The following is a 15,968-nucleotide window of genomic DNA, read 5'->3' on the forward strand; positions in this document are numbered from 1 at the left end:
AGACGGCGCGGCGCCTCAGGTTTCTTCGTCGCCGGCGGTCTTGCGCCGGCGGGCCGGGGCCTTGCGGGCCGGCTTGTCGGCCGGCGCGGTTCCCTCGGCGGCCGTCGCGTCGGAGGCATCGGCTTTCTTGCGCCGGGTGGCTGGCTTTTTGGCGGGGGCCTCGTCCGAAGCCCCGGCCTCGGTTTTGGCTTTGGTCGCCTTCCCGGTTTTCGTGGTCTTCGTCGTCTTGGTGGCTTTCCCGGTCGCGCCTTCCTTGGCGGCCTTGGCGGCCAGCAGGGCGAGGGCTGAGTCCAAGGTCAGGGCGGCGGGATCATCGCCCTTGGGCAAGGTGGCGCGCAGCACCCCGTGCTGCACATAAGGCCCGTAGCGGCCATCGTGCATGGTCACCGGCTTGCCGTCGTCCGGGTGATCGCCCAGGCTGCGGGCGGGCTGGCGGGCGCGTCCACCCCGGCCGGCCTCGGCCAGCACCGTGACCGCCCGGTTGAGCCCGATGTTGAGAACGTCCTCGTCCTTGGGCAGGGACTTGTACACATCCCCGTGCTTCAGGTAGGGCCCGAAGCGCCCGATGCCGGCGGTGATCATTGCCTTGGTTTCGGGGTGCTCGCCCACCTCGCGCGGGAGCGCCAGCAGCTTGAGCGCCGTGTCCAGGGTCACGGTGGTGGCATCCCAGTCGGCGGGAATCGACACCCGGGGCGGCTTGACCGCCTTCTTGCCCTTTTCGGCCTTCACCGCCTCGCCCTTTTGCACGTAGGGGCCATAAGGACCCTTGCGCAAGGTGACGGGTTCGCCGTCGGGGGCCGTGCCCAGTTCCTTGATGCCCTCTTCCAGGCCGGTGCCCTGGCCGTCGCCATCCCCCTTGCTGACCAGCGGGCGGGTGAACTTGCACTCGGGATAGCCGGAACAGCCGACAAAGGCCCCGAACTTGCCGATGCGCAGGCCCAGGCGTCCGCTGTTGCACGACGGACACACGCGCGGATCGCGGCCGTCCGGAGTCGGCGGGAACAGGTGCGGGCCCAGCTCGGCGTCCAGGGCATCCAGCACTTCCGACACGCGCAGGGTCTGGGTGCCGTCCACGGCGGCCTTGAAGTCGCGCCAGAAGGCTTCGAGCACCGCGCGCCAGCCCAGCTTGCCATCCGAGATTTCGTCGAGCTGGTTTTCCAGGTCGGCGGTAAAGGAGTATTCCACGTAGCGGGCGAAGAAGTTTTCCAGGAAGGTGGTGACCAGCCGCCCCCGGTCCTCGGGCACGAAGCGCCGGTTGTCCAGGCGCACGTATTCGCGGTCTTGCAGCACCGACAGAATCGACGCATAGGTCGAGGGCCGCCCGATGCCCAGTTCCTCCATGCGCTTGACCAGGCTGGCTTCGGTGTAGCGCGGCGGCGGCTGGGTGAAGTGCTGGCTGGGCACCACGTTCTGGCGCTCCACCGCCTCGCCTTCCTCTAGCGGAGGCAGCAGACGGTTTTCGTCGTCATCGCCCTCGGCCGAGGGACCTTCGGGGGTGTCGGGGCGGTCGTCGTGGTCCTCGCGGTAGACCTTCAGGAAGCCATCGAAGCGCACCACCGAGCCGGTGGCGCGCAAGGTCACGCTGTTCTGGCCATTGGCCAGGTCCACGGCGACCTGATCAAGGAGCGCGCTCGCCATCTGGCTGGCCACGGTGCGCTTCCACACCAGTTCGTAGAGCTTGCGCTGTTCGGGCGTCAGGTAGGGGGCCACGGCCGCCGGCGTGCGCGACACATCGGTGGGGCGGATGGCTTCGTGGGCCTCCTGCGCGTTCTTGGCCCGGGTCTTGTACAAACGGGGCTGGTCGGGCAGGTAGCTGGTGCCGAACTCCTGGCCGATCAGGGCGCGGGTGGCGGCGATCGCCTCGGGCGCGATGGAAACGCCGTCGGTTCGCATGTAGGTGATCAGGCCCACGGTTTCGCCGCCCAGGTCCACGCCTTCATAAAGTTTCTGGGCCACGGTCATGGTCTGGCGCGCGCTGAAGTACAGCTTGCGCGAGGCTTCCTGCTGCAGGGTCGAGGTGGTGAAGGGCGCCGCCGGATGACGCTTGGCCTGCTTGCGCTCGACCGCGACCACGCCCAGGGGATGGGCCTCGATCGCGCGCACCGCGGCCTGCGCCGTGGCTTCGTCGGGCAGGTCGAACTTGTCGAGCTTGCGCCCGTCCAGGTGGGTCAGGCGGGCACGGAAGGGAACGCCGGCCCGGGTGGCCAGCAGGGCCTCGACCGTCCAGTACTCGCGCGTCACAAAACGCTCGATCTCCTGTTCGCGCTCGCACACCAGGCGCAGGGCCACCGATTGCACCCGTCCGGCCGAACGCGAGCCGGGCAGCTTGCGCCACAGCACCGGCGACAGCGTGAAGCCCACCAGGTAATCCAGCGCGCGCCGGGCCAGGTAGGCCTCGACCAGGGGCTGATCCAGGTCGCGGGCGTTGTCGAGCGCTTCTTCCACCGCCGACCGGGTGATGGCGTTGAACGTGATCCGGCGCACCGTCTTGCCCGCGAGGGCGTTGCGGCTTTCCAGGACCTCGCGCACGTGCCACGAAATCGCCTCGCCCTCGCGATCCGGGTCGGTGGCGAGCAGCAGGGCATCGGCCCCCTTCAGGGCCTGGACAATTTCCTTCAGATGGCGTTCCGAGCGCTCGTCAATCGCCCAGTCCATGGCGAAGCCCTCGTCGGGGCGCACCGATCCATCCTTGGGCGGCAAGTCGCGCACATGGCCATAGGAGGCCAGGACCTTGTAGTCGTGACCCAGGTACTTGTTGATGGTCTTGGCCTTCGCGGGGGATTCGACGACGACGACATGCATGAGCCAACAAGACCCTTTATTTGGACCCGGAAAACCGGGGGTGGCCCCGGAAGACCCGGGGGCTGGCGAGGCAGGAAACACCCGATGGCCCAAGGGGCGGCCAGGGGGAAGCAGGCGGGGGCAACGGCACGGTCCCCCCCGGGCCCTCCTTCTGGGAAAACCGATAAAACGAAGGGGGCGCGCAACGAATAAGGTGGCTTCACGGGGCACGGGTACCCGCGAAACGGGCATTCAGGGCATGAGCACCAATCCTACCCGGTTGCCCGGATGGCGGTCCAGGCGGCCGGCCAGTTCCAGCTCCAGCAGCAAGACAGCCACCAGGGCCGGTGACAATTGGCATCGTCGGATCAGTTCGTCAACAGGGACGGGCGCCCCGTCCAGGGCGGCGAGCAGGGGAGCGCGGGCCGCCGCCAGATCGCTTTCATCGATCAAAGGCGCGGGAGGCGTGCCGTCCAGCGAAGGCCGGCCGGGCTCGTCCATGGGCCGCGCGCGCACCGGTTCAAGCACGCGCAGCACGTCCTGGGCGTTCTCGACCAGGGCGGCGCCGTTCTTGATCAGGCCGTTGGGGCCCTGGGCGCGCGGATCCAGGGGCGAGCCCGGCACCGCCATGACCTCGCGCCCCTGGTCGCCCGCGAGGCGCGCCGTGATCAGCGAGCCCGAGCGCGGCGCGCCCTCGACCACCACCACCCCCAGGGACAGGCCGCTGATCAGGCGGTTGCGCCTTGGAAAATGGCGCGCCTGCGGCTGCTCGCCCGGAGGCATTTCCGAGACCACGGCGCCAGCGGCGACGATCTGTTCGTACAAAACCGCGTTTTCGGGGGGGTAAATCACATCCACCCCTCCCGCCATCACCGCCACCGTGCCCGAGGCCAGGGCGCCCTGGTGGGCCGCCGTATCCAGTCCGCGCGCAAGTCCGGAAACCACGACCAGTCCCGCCGCGCCGAGATCGGCGGCCAGGCGCTCGGCCAGGCGGCAGCCATTGGCCGAGGCATTGCGCGCGCCGACCAGGGCCACCGTGGGGCGTGTCAGCAGGCCCTCGTGGCCCCGGACCACGAGCACCGGCGGCGCGTCCTCCAGGGCGGCGAGAAGGGGGGGGTAGTCGGGGTCCCCCAGGAACAGGGGCCGGGCCCCCAGCCGTTCCAGGGTTTCCAGTTCGCGCCGCGCCGCCGCCGTGGGGCAGACCTTGATCGGGCGGGCGCGGCCGCCATTGCGCGCGAGCCCGGGCAGGGCGTCCAGCGCCCGGGTGGCGGACCCGTAGCGTTCCATCAACCTGCGCCAGGTGACCGGGCCCACGTTTTCCGAGCGGATCAGGCGCAGGCGGTCGAGTTTCTCGAAAGACGCCACGAAACGATCCTTTTCCATCAGGGCGCGGATCCCGGCCCTCTCGCGGGAGACAGAGCGATCATCCTACCTTCGCGAGGGGCCGGCGCAAAGATGGCACAAGTCAGGAGGATCGGGGGGCCTCGGGCTCGGGTTCGGGGGTGGGGGTCCGGGCGCCGAGCAAGGCGCCCTTCAGGCCGTCGGCATCGCCCACGCCCCAGATCAGGCCGCCGATCAGGCCCGTGGCCACGGCCGAGACGCCATAAAGCAACGAGCACGCCAAGGCGAGGTCGCCCGGCAGCCCCAGCACGCCAAAGCCCACCACCAAGGCGCCCTCGCGCAGGCCCCAGCCGGCGATGGACACGGGCACGGCCGAGGTGAGAATGGCCGGAGGCACGACCAGGGCCAGGGCGAGCCAGTCCACCGGCGCCCCCAGGGCGTGCGCGTACAGCCACACCACGGTGATATCAAGAAGGTGGGGCAGCACCATCAAGGCGCCGACCACGGGGCCGCTGTGGCGCGACCCCAGAACGCTCCAGGCGGTCCGCGACAGGGCCACGGCCTCGCGCACGCCGGGCCGGGTGGCGACGCGGGCGGGCAGGGCGCGCAAGGCCAGCAAAACCGCAAGGCAGCCCAGTCCCCCCAGGACCAGGGTCAGCAGGCCCGAGATCACCAGGGGATCGGACGCCCGGCCGGCCAGGAAGGGCAGCCCGACCAGGCACACGGCGATCAGGCCCAGGAAGCTGAACACCCGGTCGGTGACCAGCGAGCGGGTGGCGAACCCGGCCGGCAGGCCCAGGCGCCAGCCGTTCCACACCCGCGCGACATCGCCCCCGATGGTCGAGGGCATGGCCTGGTTGACGAACAGGCCCAGCAAGACGTTGCGCCAGCAGGCCCCCAGGCCCAGGGGATGACCGAGCCGGGTCAAGGCGGCGCGCCAGCGCAAGGCGCCGCCCAGGGCCTGGATTTGCAGCACGGCCAGGGCGGGCAGGGCGGCCCAGGCCACGGCGGGGCTGAGCCGCGTCAGCACGGCGTCGGTTTCCAGGCTGCCCAGGATGGTGGCCAGGAGGCCGGCGGACACGCCAACCTTGAGCACGGCGACGGCAACGCCTCGCCAGCGGCGCAGGGACATGAAAACGGATCTCCGATGGGAAAAGGCGCACGGACGGGAAGAGGGCGCAAGGCGGCCGGACCGGGCCCCGCGCGCGCAACGAGGCGGATTCGGCCCCGGCCCCGCCCCCTTTGTCAAGGCCGGGGCGCGCGGCGCGAGCACGCGGAGCCTTCCGATTCGCGAAAAGAGGGAGAGACCCCGGAGAAGCAAGGCAGGATCCCCGCTGTCTCGGTCATTAAACACGACAGCCGGCGGGGGGCGTGGTATGTCTACCTTGGGAGAAGGGGCAGGGCTCCTTTCCGCGACCCCGGTCCGTCGAAGGCGACTTTTGGGGGATTTCCTATCAATTTCTACCAGAGGGGGCTTCGATGAAACGGAACCGCTGCGCCAAGATTCTTGCCACCCTCGGCCCCGCCACCAGCACCGAAGGCACCCTTGAAGCCTTGATCCGGGCGGGTGCCGACGTGGTCCGGCTTAATTTCAGCCATGGCTCGTTCGACGATCACCGGCGCCGCTACGACCTGGTGCGCGGGGTGGAACGCAAGCTGGGCCGCCCCGTTGGCGTGCTCATGGATCTGCAAGGCCCCAAGCTGCGCGTGGGCACCTTCGTGGGCGGGTCGATCAAGCTGGAAACCGGCGCCTTGTTCCGCCTCGACATGGAACCCGACCTGGGCACCATCGAGCGCGTGCGCCTGCCTCACCCCGAGATTTTCCGCGCGATCGAGGTGGGCACCGATCTGTTGCTCGACGATGGCCGCCTGCGGCTGCGGGTGGAAAGCCTGGGCCCGGACATGGCGCTGACCCGGGTGATCGTGGGCGGCGTGCTCTCCGACCACAAGGGCCTGAACGTGCCCAACGCCGTGTTGCCGATCTCGGCCCTGACCGAAAAGGACCGGCGCGATCTGGCCTTTGGCCTGGATCTGGGCGTGGACTGGGTCGCCTTGTCGTTCGTGCAGCGTCCCGAGGACGTGGCCGAGGCCCGCACCATCATTGGCGGACGCGCGGGCATCATCAGCAAGCTGGAAAAGCCCACCGCCATCGAGCACCTGAGCGAGATCATCGATCTGTCCGACGCCATCATGGTCGCGCGTGGCGACCTGGGGGTCGAGGTTCCGCCCGAGCGGGTGCCGATCTTGCAAAAGCGGGTGCTGCACGCCTGCCAGCAGGCCGGCAAGCCGGTGGTGGTCGCGACCCAGATGCTGGAAAGCATGATCCAGGCCCCCACGCCGACCCGGGCCGAGGCCTCGGACGTCGCCACGGCCATTTACGACGGCGCCGACGCCGTGATGCTGTCGGCGGAAACCGCGGTCGGTCACTTCCCGGTCGAGGCGGTGGCGATCATGGACAAGATCATCTGTCAGGTGGAGCACGACGACTATTATCACCACCTGCGCGATGTTCGCCGCGAGGTTCCCGAAGGCACGGCCGCCGATGCCATCAGCGCCGCCGCCCGCCAGGTGGCCCACACCGTGGGCGCGGCGGTGATCGTGGCTTATACGTCGTCGGGATCAACGCCCCTGCGCGTGGCCCGCCAGCGCCCCGAGGTGCCGATCTTGTGCCTGACCGCGCGTCAGCGCATCGCCCGGCGCATGGCCCTGGTGTGGGGCGTGCATCCGGCCGTGGTCAGCCGCGACATCGCCAGCTTCTCGGAAATGGTGGAAATGGCCATGGACCGGGTGCTGCTGGAAGGATTCGCCTCGGTGGGCGAGCGCATCGTGGTCACGGCCGGTGTTCCCTTCGGCACGCCGGGCTCCACCAACTCGCTGCGCATCGTGTGGGTGGAAGGCAAGGAAGACACCTGGGCCGAATAGGGCGAGACCCGAAAAACGGGGACCGCTTTCCGGATAAGTCGAAGGCAGAAACAAAGGCTTGGAGCATCGCGCCGGGCATCGGTCCCATGCACGGTGCCCTGGGCCCTTCCCTTTGCTGGTTTTCTCCCCAACCTAGAAGGCAGGCGGCCCAGGATCACCCCCTCATGGCGTGGCCCTGGTCCACCTGTCGTTTTCGTTGGAGGATCTTCCATGCAATACCTGCATACCATGGTGCGAGTCAGCGATCTGGCTCAATCGCTGACCTTTTATTGCGACGTCCTGGGGTTGCGCGAGGTCAGGCGTCTGGAAAACCAGGCCGGGCGCTTCACCCTGGTGTACCTGGCCGCCCCCGGCGACGAGGCCCGCGCCCGGACCGAGCAGGCGCCCTTGGTCGAACTGACCTGGAACTGGGACCCGGAAGTGTATACGGGCGGTCGCAATTTTGGCCATCTCGCCTTCCGGGTCGACGACATCTACGCCACCTGCCAGCGGGCTCTCGACGCCGGGGTGACTTTGAACCGCCCCCCGCGCGACGGCATGATGGCGTTCATCCGCTCCCCCGACGGCATTTCCATCGAGTTCCTGCAAAAGGGGGCTCCCTTACCGGTGGTTGAGCCGTGGGCGAGCCTGCCCAACATCGGGTCCTGGTGATTGAAAAATGCGCAAGGGTGGTTCCCGATGGGGGGAACCATCCACTCTCCGTTGACTTCGCCGCTTAATTGACGATACTTTAGTTTATATCGGCGGTAACGAGACGGGAACGGCCTGCACGCCGGACGGCAAAAAAACTCCCGCACCGCCACGCCTGCTTCGGAACGCGGACACTGGCATCCACGGACCACCGGAACAGATGGGAGAACAGGTCGTGATCAACCGTTTTTCGATTGGCACCCGCGTTTTTGCCGGCTTTGCCGTGGTGCTCCTGCTGCTCCTGGGGGTGGCGTTTCAAGGGGCGACGTCGGGCACCTCGGCCCTGTCGGCGTTTCGCGAGTACGCGCGCATCGCCACCAATACCATGGCTATCCGTGGAATAGATCGCAATATCAATGCGTTGCGTCGCCATGCCCTCACTTATGGCTATTACGGGGACACGCAGGCCCTGAAGCGCGTCCGCGATTATCAGGGCGATCTGGATAAAAAACTGGATTCGGTTATCGGCGCGGTCCGTATCGAAACGGTGCGCGACATGCTGGGCCGGATGAAGGAACACTTCGACAGTTACATGCGCGACTTCGATCAGGTCGAGAAGCTGCGCCAGCAACGCGATGCCTATTACGTCCAGGCCCGGGAAAAAGGTCCCCGGATGGTCGGGGCACTCACCGATCTGATGGAACGCGTGACGCGCGAGGGCGACCTGCCAACGCTCGCGCGCCTCAACGCCGTGTACGAGGCCTTTTCCCAGGCCCGCCTCGCGATGGTTTTCTACCAGCTGTCGCCCCGGGACAACAAACCCGACCAGGCCCTGGCGGCATTGGACCAGGCCCTGGTCCTTCTCAAGCAGGCCCAGGCCGAGGAAGCGGACTTCGCGCACCGCAAGGCCCTGGACCAGCTGGTGGCCGATTTCCCCGCCTACATCGAGGTGATGACGGGGCAGACCAAGGCCCTGATGGCCTATTCCCGGTTGATCGACGAAGTGATGCCCGCCAAGGCCGCCCTGTTCGGCGATCTGGCCCGCGACGCGGCCAACGCCCAGGCCGACGCCCTTGAAGCCTTGCTGGCCCACAGCGAAAGCGACCTGGAAACCGCCCGCAGCCTGGGCATCGGTCTTTCCGGGGTGGCGCTGGTGCTGGGGGTGCTGGCGGCGGTCATCATCATTCGCACCACGTCGGTGCCGGTGCGGGCGATGACCGAGGCCATGCGCAAGCTGGCCGACGGCGACAAGACCATCACCATTCCCTCGCGCGACGCCAAGGACGAAATCGGGGCCATGGCCCAGGCCGTGCAGGTGTTCAAGGAAAACGCCATCCGCGTGGAGCATCTGCAGCGCGAGCAGGAAGCCCAGAAGCAGCGCGCCGATGAAGAACGCAAGGCGGCCGTGCGCCAGATGGCCGACACCTTCGAGGCCAGCGTGGGGCAGGTGGTCGAAACCGTGACCTCGGCCGCCACGCAGTTGCAGGCGGCTTCGGCCCAGATGGCGGCGACGGCGCGCGAAACCAGCGCCCAGGCCACCACCGTGGCCGCGTCGGCCGAGGAGGCCTCGAACAACGTCAACACCGTGGCGGCGGCGGCCGAGGAACTGGCCAGCTCGGAAGGCGAGATCAGCCAGCACATCCATCGCTCGTCAACGGTGGCCGATCAGGCCGCCCACCAGGCCCACACCACCCACACCACGGTTGAACAGATGGTCGAGGCGGTGGGCAAGATCGGCGAGATCGTGACCCTGATCAACGACATCGCCTCGCAAACCAACCTGCTGGCCCTCAACGCGACCATCGAGGCCGCGCGCGCGGGCGACGCCGGCAAGGGGTTCGCCGTCGTGGCGTCCGAGGTCAAGACCCTGGCCACCCAGACCGCCCGCGCCACCGACGAAATCGCAAGCCAGATCTCCCGCGTGCAGGCCGTCACCAACGAGGCCGCCCGCGCCATCGAGGCGGTGAGCGAAACCATCACCGAAATTGACCAGATCGCCAACTCGATCGCGGCCGCCGTGGAACAGCAAACGGCCGCCACCTCGGAAATCGCCCGCAACGTCGATCAGGCCTCGCAAGGCACGCGCGAGGTCAGCCACAGCATCCTGATCGTTCAGGAAGCCGCCAACGAAACCGGCCACTCGGCCGACGAAATCGCCGGGGCCTCGGCCAATCTGTCGCGACAGGCCGAATTCCTGCGCGAGGAGGTCAAGCGTTTCCTCGATCAGGTCCGCGCCGACGACACGGAAAAGGTTCTGCTGGAATGGGATCAGGCCCTGGAAGTGGGGCTGCCCGTCATCGACAACCATCACCGCGACATGGTGAATGAAATCAATGGCTACTACCAGGACCTGATCACCGGGCGCGGCAACGAGCGCATTCCGTCGATGCTCCTGAAAGTGATTCGCACGTTCGAGGATCACTTCCGCGAGGAAGAAACCATGATGCGCGAAATCAGCTATCCCGGCCTGGAGGAGCACCGCAAGGTCCATCAGGATACCTTGCGCGAGATCGTGGTGTTCAAGGAACGCCTTGACCGGGGCGAGGATATCGTGATGCCCTTCTTCCACTATCTTGCCAACTGGCTGCGCGAGCACCTGACCACCCACGATATCCGCATGGCTCATTACGCCAATCAGCACCACCGGAGGCGTGGATAAGCCCTGAAGCCGGCACGGGACGCGGGGGGCAGGCGCCTTTCGCGTCCCGTCGTTTTCAGGGAATCCGTGTGCCGTGTCCGTGCTGCTTGCCCCCGATGATCCGCCTCCGTACCAGGTTCTCAACCCCGACGCCCGTCCGCCCCTGCTTTTGGTCTGCGATCACGCCGGCCAGCGGGTGCCCGGTGCCTTGTCCGGCCTGGGCGTCGAGCCCGCCGTGCTCGACCGGCATGTCGGCTGGGACATCGGAGCCGAGGCCCTGACCCGCTTCCTGGCCCACCGCTTCCAGGCCACGGCGGTGGTGGCCACCTATTCCCGGCTGGTGATCGATCTCAACCGCGCCCCCGGCGACCCCTCGGCCATGCCCGAGGAAGCCGACGGTCACGTGGTGCCCGGCAACAGGGGCCTGGACGAGGCCGCCCGGGAACGCCGCCGCGAGGCCCTGTTCTGGCCCTATCACGACGCCATCGCCCGACGCCTCGCCCACCTCGCGCGCCAGGGAACCGGGCCGGCCTTGGTGTCCATTCACACCTTCACCCCGGTCCTCGCCGGCGCGGCGCGGCCGTGGCACATCGGGGTGTTGCATAACCAGGACGACCGCTTGGCCCGGGCGCTGATGGGAGCCCTGGCCCGGCAGGCGCCCGCGGTGGTGGTGGGCGACAACGAGCCCTATTCGGGGCGCGAGGTCGGCTACACCACCCGCATCCACGCCGAGGCGGTGGGCCTGCCCCATCTCGCGGTCGAGGTCCGCCAGGATCTGGTGGACACCCAGGACGGGGTCGAAGCCTGGGGCACCGTGCTGGGCGACGCGCTGGAGGCGGCCTTGCGGGGCGATGAAGCGCCCTTGGCCGGGGAGCAACGCTCTCTCGCGCGCTAAGCCGCTCCCCCCCTGGCGCGCCCCCCGGCCGGGCCGTTATGCTGGGGGCTTCCCCGACCCGAGAGCATCGTGTGTTGAACCCGATCCAGGCACGATGTTCTCACTCTTTGTGTTTACGCTCGGCTTATCCGAAAGACGGTTCCCGCTTTTCGGGTCTCACTCTGGCTTGAGTCCTTGTTTCCGGAAGGTTTCCGCCCATGCTGCATTTGAATAACGTGGTCTGTCGCATTGGCGGGCGAACCTTGCTGGAAGGCGCCAGCGTTCATGTGCCGGAAGGGCAGCGGGTCGGGCTGGTCGGGCGCAACGGTACTGGCAAGACCACCTTGTTTCGCCTGATCCTGGGCGAGCGCTCGACCGACGGCGGTTCCATCACCGTGCGCCCGCGTGCCCGCGTCGGGCAGGTGGCCCAGGAAGCCCCCGACGGCGAGACCCCCTTGCTGGACTGCGTGCTGGCCGCCGATACCGAGCGCGCCGCCTTGCTGGCCGCCCTGGAAGCCGACCCCGATCCCCACCACCTGGCCGACCTGCACGAACGCCTGGCGGTGATCGGGGCGCACGGGGCCCCGGCCCGGGCCTCGGCCATCCTGTCGGGGCTGGGGTTCGCGCCCGCCGATCACACCCGCGCCGTGGGTACCTTTTCGGGGGGCTGGCGCATGCGCGTGGCGCTGGCCGCCGCCTTGTTCGCGCGGCCCGATCTGCTGCTGCTTGACGAACCGACCAACCACCTGGACCTGGAAGCCACGCTGTGGCTGGAAACCTTCCTGGCCAGCTATCCCGGCACTTTGGTGGTGATCAGCCACGACCGCGATCTGCTCAACCGGGCGGTGGAGCGGATCGTGCACCTGGAAAACGGCCGGCTGGTTTCGTATGCCGGCAACTTCGACCGCTTCGAGCGCACCCGCGCCGAGCGCCAGGAACACCAGGCCAAGGCGGCGGCCCGCCAGGCCGAGGAGCGCCGCCACATGCAGGCGTTCATCGACCGCTTCCGGGCCAAGGCGACCAAGGCGCGCCAGGCGCAAAGCCGGCTCAAACGGCTGGAACGCATGCCCCCGATCGCGGCGGTGATCGAGGAATCGGTGATCCCCTTCGATTTTCCCGATCCCGAACCCCTGCCGCCGCCGGTGATCGCGATCGAAGGCGGGATCGCGGGCTATGACCAGCGTCCGGTCCTGCGCGGGCTGAATCTGCGCCTGGATATGGACGACCGCGTGGCCCTGCTGGGCGCTAACGGCAACGGCAAGTCCACCCTGGCCAAGGTCCTGGCCGGGCGTCTGTCGCTGATGGAGGGCAGCTTGCGCGCGCCGGCCAAGCTGCGGGTGGGCTATTTCGCCCAGCACCAGACCGAGGAACTGCGCGCCGGCGAAACGCCCTTGCAGCACGGCCGGCGGTTGATGGGTGATCTGCCCGACCAGAAGATCCGCGCCCACCTGGGGCGGTTCGGCTTTGGCGAACCCCGGGTGAACACCTTGGTTTCGTCGCTGTCCGGGGGCGAGAAGGCGCGTTTGCTGATCGCCCTGACCTGCCGCGAGGCGCCGCATCTCTTGATCCTCGACGAGCCCACCAACCACCTGGACATCGATTCGCGCGAGTCCTTGATGCGCGCGCTCAACACCTTTCAAGGCGCGGTGGTGCTGGTGTCGCACGATCCGCGTCTGGTCGAGATGGTGGCGGACCGCCTGTGGCTGGTCGATGGTGGCACGGTGACGAGCTTCGACGGCGACATGGACGACTACCGCCGCTTGCTGCTTGATCGCGCCCGCGAGGCCCGGCGCGAAGGCTCGGGATCGTCGGAGGCGGGCGGGGACTCCGCCGACATGGCCCATTCGGCCGCCGCCCAGAAGGACCGCCGCCGCGCCGCCGCCGAGGCCCGCACCCGCCTTGCTCCCTTGCGCAAGAAGGTGGAGGCGGCGGAAAAGCGCCTCGCCACCCTGGAAGCGGCCAAGGCCAAGCTGGAAGCCCGTCTGGCCGATCCCGCCTTGTACCAGGGCCCGCCCGCGCCCCTGACCGCGCTGCAACGCGAACTGGGCGAGACTCAGCGTGCGATTGCCGAAGCCGAAGAGACGTGGCTGGAAGCCCACGACGCCCTGGAAACCGCCACTGCCGCCGAGCCCGCCCTGGCCGAGGGGGGCTGAGGGGGGAGGGGGAAACTCTCCTTCCCTGGTTTATTCTTCCGTTTGCGCATAAAACCCGTCAGAATATCTTCTTAATGAGGGTCAAGGGCGTGCGCTCCGCGATGCGATCACCAAGAGAGGGGAGCGTAGGCGAACCCTCCTGATCTTTTTGGCAAAGGGTGTCGCATGCTGGTCGAGTTCTCGGTACGGAATTATCGTTCGATCCGGGATCGGCAAACCCTTTCCCTGGTTGGCGGTTCGTCCCAGCGCATCCGCGACATTGGCATCGAAACCGGCGATCGCGGGGTGCCCCGTCTGGTGCCGGCGGCGGCGGTTTTCGGCCCCAACGGAGCCGGCAAGACCACCTTGGTCAAGGCCCTTGGCGCGATGCGCCGCCTGGTGGTTGATTCCGCCCGCGAATCCCAGGAAGGCGACCCCCTGGACCTGGCACCGTTTCGTCTGTCCGCCGCCACTCGGGCCGCGCCGTCCGAATTCGAAATCATCTTTCGCGAAGACGATATCCGTTTCCAGTACGGGTTCGTTGCCGATGACACCCGCGTTCACGAGGAATGGTTGTTCGCGCGCCCCCCGGGGGGGCGGACCCAGCGCTGGTTCGAGCGGCGGGGCCCCCGTGAGGAATGGTACGTCAATCCGTCACTGAAAGGCGAAAAGGAGGCGTGGAAACAAAGTACTCGGGATAACGCCTTGTTTCTTTCCTCGGCGGTGCAGTTGAATGCAACTCCTCTTCGCGTTCCATTCAACTGGTTTCACTCGCGCTTGCAAGTCATTCGCTCAAGTGAACGGTTGGGAGAGAGCTTTTCTGTTCGACAGTGCGAAGACCCGGATATGAAGCGCCGTATCCTTCACTTGATGCAGGCGGCAGGAGTTGATGTGAGCGATATCCGGATCACGGAGCACCCCTTTCCTGTTGATCAGGTAAAAATCAAAGAACTTCCTCAAGATATCTCAGTCGTTTTGAGTAAGGCTTTGTCGGATGCCACATGGGCTCGTACCGCTTTCGGTCATCGCGCCGATGATGACCGCCTTGTCTATTTGGATCTGGATACCGAGGAGTCCGATGGGACCCGGGTGTTGTTCGCTCTTGCCGGCCCGTGGCTCGATGTCCTCGATAACGGCCTTGTTGTCGTGGTGGATGAGTTGAGCAACAGTTTGCATCCGCTGGCGTTCCGGCGGCTTATTGATTTTTTCCACGACAAGGAAACCAATCCCCACGGGGCGCAACTGGTTTTAACCACCCATGACACCTCTGTTCTGGATCGGGATTTCCTGCACTCGGACCAAATTTGGATGGTCGAACGGACCCGGGATCTTGCTACCACCGTGACCCCCTTGTCGGATTACAAGGTCCGTGCCCACGAATCCTTGCAGCGGGGGTATCTCGCCGGTCGGTATGGGGCGGTGCCCATGGACGAACGCGAGGGAGCGTAAGGCATGGCGGGGGGCAGAAGGCCGAAAAGCGACCAAGCCCTGGCCCGTCGTGCAGGATCAAGGAAACCGCGCGACCGGGTGTTGATTGTCTGCGAAGGCGAGAAAACCGAGCCCCGGTATTTTGAAGGGCTCAAACAGGATTGGCGCTTGCCCACGGCGGATGTTGTGATTTGCGGTCGGGAGTGCCGTTCCGATCCCCTGAAAATAGTCGATTTTGCCGTCCGCAAGGATAAGCAGGACGGCCCTTTCGATGCTGTTTATTGCGTTTTTGATCGGGAATGGACGGATGCCCGGTTTAAAACCTTCGATAAGGCCCTGGCTGCAATTACGAAGAAAGGGTCGAGGTTTCGGGCTGTTCCCTCGGATCCCTGTTTCGAATACTGGATTCTTTGCCATTACGAAAAAACCACGAGTGTTTTTGTCGACCAGGACGATATCCGTCGCCGTGTATGTCAGTACCTGCCCCATTACGAAAAGGGCATGATCGGGTTATGGCTTGTCTTGCGAGATAACCTCGGCAAAGCCATTGAGGCGGCATGCTGGGGACGAGAACAGATTAAGCAAACCCAGGCCCAAGGGCCGTATACCGAGGTGGACAAGATCATCGACGCCTTGCGGACCCTACGCGCGGGCTGATCCGGGGTTTCCTGTTTTCTCGTCAGTCCCCGGAGATCTCTTGCGGCGTCTCGAAGCCCGACAGCCAAGCCTTGAGGTCGGCGTCCAGGCGGGCGCGGGTGGGGGCGGGCAGGGCGGCCAGGAGGCGGTGCTGGGCCGCCACGTGGTCGGCGATCACGTGGTCAATCAGCGCGAATCCGGCCGGCGTCAGGGCGACCACCGAACCCCGGCCGTCCTCGGGATTGGGGCGGCGTTCGATCCATCCCGCCGCTTCCAGCCGGTCCAGGCGATGGGTCATGGTGCCCGAGGTGACCAGGGTCGACTCCACCAGGGCCGAGGGGCTGAGTGCGTGCGGTGGGCCGGCGCGGCGCAAGGTGGCCAGCACGTCGAAGCCGGCCGGGGTCAGGCCGTGCGCCTTGTGGACCCGGGCCATGGCCTCCATCAGATGCTCGCGGATCCGTATCAGGCGCCCGATCACCCCCATCGGCCCGACATCAAGATCGGGCCGCTCCCGGTGCCATTGGTCCAAGAGGCGATCGACGGAATCCATGGCTCCAGGGGATAGCGCCCAACTCTCTTGACGTCA

At 67.0% G+C, this 15,968-nt stretch carries 11 protein-coding genes; 7 read left to right on the forward strand and 4 right to left on the reverse strand.

What is annotated here, in order from left to right; genetic code table 11:
- Positions 1-15: 15 nt before the first annotated feature.
- The 3 genes from topA to ROR02_RS01560 all read right to left on the reverse strand — a co-directional run bounded on the left by topA (position 16) and on the right by ROR02_RS01560 (position 5,254).
- Positions 16-2,802, reverse strand: a complete 2,787-nt coding sequence (topA, locus tag ROR02_RS01550) for a type I DNA topoisomerase (protein ID WP_147162246.1) — start codon at positions 2,800-2,802, stop codon at positions 16-18.
- 231 nt (positions 2,803-3,033) lie between these two features.
- Positions 3,034-4,164 (reverse strand): DNA-processing protein DprA, encoded by a 1,131-nt coding sequence (gene dprA / locus ROR02_RS01555; RefSeq protein WP_147162247.1) that lies wholly within the window; start codon positions 4,162-4,164, stop codon positions 3,034-3,036.
- A gap of 82 nt (positions 4,165-4,246) precedes the next feature.
- Complete coding sequence (locus ROR02_RS01560) at positions 4,247-5,254, reverse strand: lysylphosphatidylglycerol synthase transmembrane domain-containing protein (protein ID WP_147162248.1); 1,008 nt, start codon at positions 5,252-5,254, stop codon at positions 4,247-4,249.
- Between the two features lie 347 nt (positions 5,255-5,601).
- Here ROR02_RS01560 and pyk point away from each other — a divergent pair, with 347 nt between their 5' ends.
- From pyk to ROR02_RS01595, 7 genes are all read left to right on the forward strand, one after another.
- Positions 5,602-7,044 carry a pyruvate kinase gene (gene pyk, locus ROR02_RS01565; protein WP_147162249.1) on the forward strand — a complete coding sequence of 481 codons (1,443 nt, stop codon included), beginning with the start codon at positions 5,602-5,604 and terminating at the stop codon, positions 7,042-7,044.
- Between the two features lie 210 nt (positions 7,045-7,254).
- The gene (locus ROR02_RS01570; RefSeq protein WP_147162250.1) at positions 7,255-7,695 is read left to right on the forward strand and encodes a VOC family protein; all 441 of its coding nucleotides are present in this window, start codon (positions 7,255-7,257) and stop codon (positions 7,693-7,695) included.
- 199 nt (positions 7,696-7,894) lie between these two features.
- Positions 7,895-10,333, forward strand: a complete 2,439-nt coding sequence (locus ROR02_RS01575) for a bacteriohemerythrin (protein WP_147162251.1) — start codon at positions 7,895-7,897, stop codon at positions 10,331-10,333.
- Positions 10,334-10,406: 73 nt separating this feature from the next.
- Positions 10,407-11,207: an N-formylglutamate amidohydrolase gene (locus tag ROR02_RS01580; RefSeq protein WP_147162252.1), complete on the forward strand. Its 801-nt coding sequence runs from the start codon at positions 10,407-10,409 to the stop codon at positions 11,205-11,207.
- Between the two features lie 197 nt (positions 11,208-11,404).
- Positions 11,405-13,339: an ABC-F family ATP-binding cassette domain-containing protein gene (locus ROR02_RS01585; RefSeq protein ID WP_147162253.1), complete on the forward strand. Its 1,935-nt coding sequence runs from the start codon at positions 11,405-11,407 to the stop codon at positions 13,337-13,339.
- Between the two features lie 285 nt (positions 13,340-13,624).
- Positions 13,625-14,767 carry an AAA family ATPase gene (locus ROR02_RS01590; RefSeq protein WP_170244912.1) on the forward strand — a complete coding sequence of 381 codons (1,143 nt, stop codon included), beginning with the start codon at positions 13,625-13,627 and terminating at the stop codon, positions 14,765-14,767.
- 3 nt (positions 14,768-14,770) lie between these two features.
- Positions 14,771-15,403 (forward strand): RloB family protein, encoded by a 633-nt coding sequence (locus ROR02_RS01595; protein WP_147162255.1) that lies wholly within the window; start codon positions 14,771-14,773, stop codon positions 15,401-15,403.
- A 22-nt stretch (positions 15,404-15,425) separates the two neighbouring features.
- Here ROR02_RS01595 and ROR02_RS01600 read toward each other — a convergent pair whose 3' ends face one another.
- Positions 15,426-15,932: a MarR family winged helix-turn-helix transcriptional regulator gene (locus ROR02_RS01600; RefSeq protein ID WP_147162256.1), complete on the reverse strand. Its 507-nt coding sequence runs from the start codon at positions 15,930-15,932 to the stop codon at positions 15,426-15,428.
- Between the last annotated feature and the right edge of the window lie 36 nt (positions 15,933-15,968).

This window comes from Pararhodospirillum oryzae (assembly GCF_007992075.1).
Lineage (GTDB): Bacteria > Pseudomonadota > Alphaproteobacteria > Rhodospirillales > Rhodospirillaceae > Pararhodospirillum > Pararhodospirillum oryzae.

Bases quoted from the DNA above. Each gene is read 5' to 3' on its own strand.
- ROR02_RS01570 (WP_147162250.1), top strand. From the start codon at position 7,255: ATGCAATACCTGCATACCATGGTGCGAGTCAGCGATCTGGCTCAATCG.
- ROR02_RS01560 (WP_147162248.1), bottom strand. From the start codon at position 5,254: ATGTCCCTGCGCCGCTGGCGAGGCGTTGCCGTCGCCGTGCTCAAGGTT.
- topA (WP_147162246.1), bottom strand. From the start codon at position 2,802: ATGCATGTCGTCGTCGTCGAATCCCCCGCGAAGGCCAAGACCATCAAC.
- ROR02_RS01575 (WP_147162251.1), top strand. From the start codon at position 7,895: ATGGGAGAACAGGTCGTGATCAACCGTTTTTCGATTGGCACCCGCGTT.
- ROR02_RS01595 (WP_147162255.1), top strand. From the start codon at position 14,771: ATGGCGGGGGGCAGAAGGCCGAAAAGCGACCAAGCCCTGGCCCGTCGT.
- ROR02_RS01585 (WP_147162253.1), top strand. From the start codon at position 11,405: ATGCTGCATTTGAATAACGTGGTCTGTCGCATTGGCGGGCGAACCTTG.
- ROR02_RS01600 (WP_147162256.1), bottom strand. From the start codon at position 15,932: ATGGATTCCGTCGATCGCCTCTTGGACCAATGGCACCGGGAGCGGCCC.
- pyk (WP_147162249.1), top strand. From the start codon at position 5,602: ATGAAACGGAACCGCTGCGCCAAGATTCTTGCCACCCTCGGCCCCGCC.
- dprA (WP_147162247.1), bottom strand. From the start codon at position 4,164: ATGGAAAAGGATCGTTTCGTGGCGTCTTTCGAGAAACTCGACCGCCTG.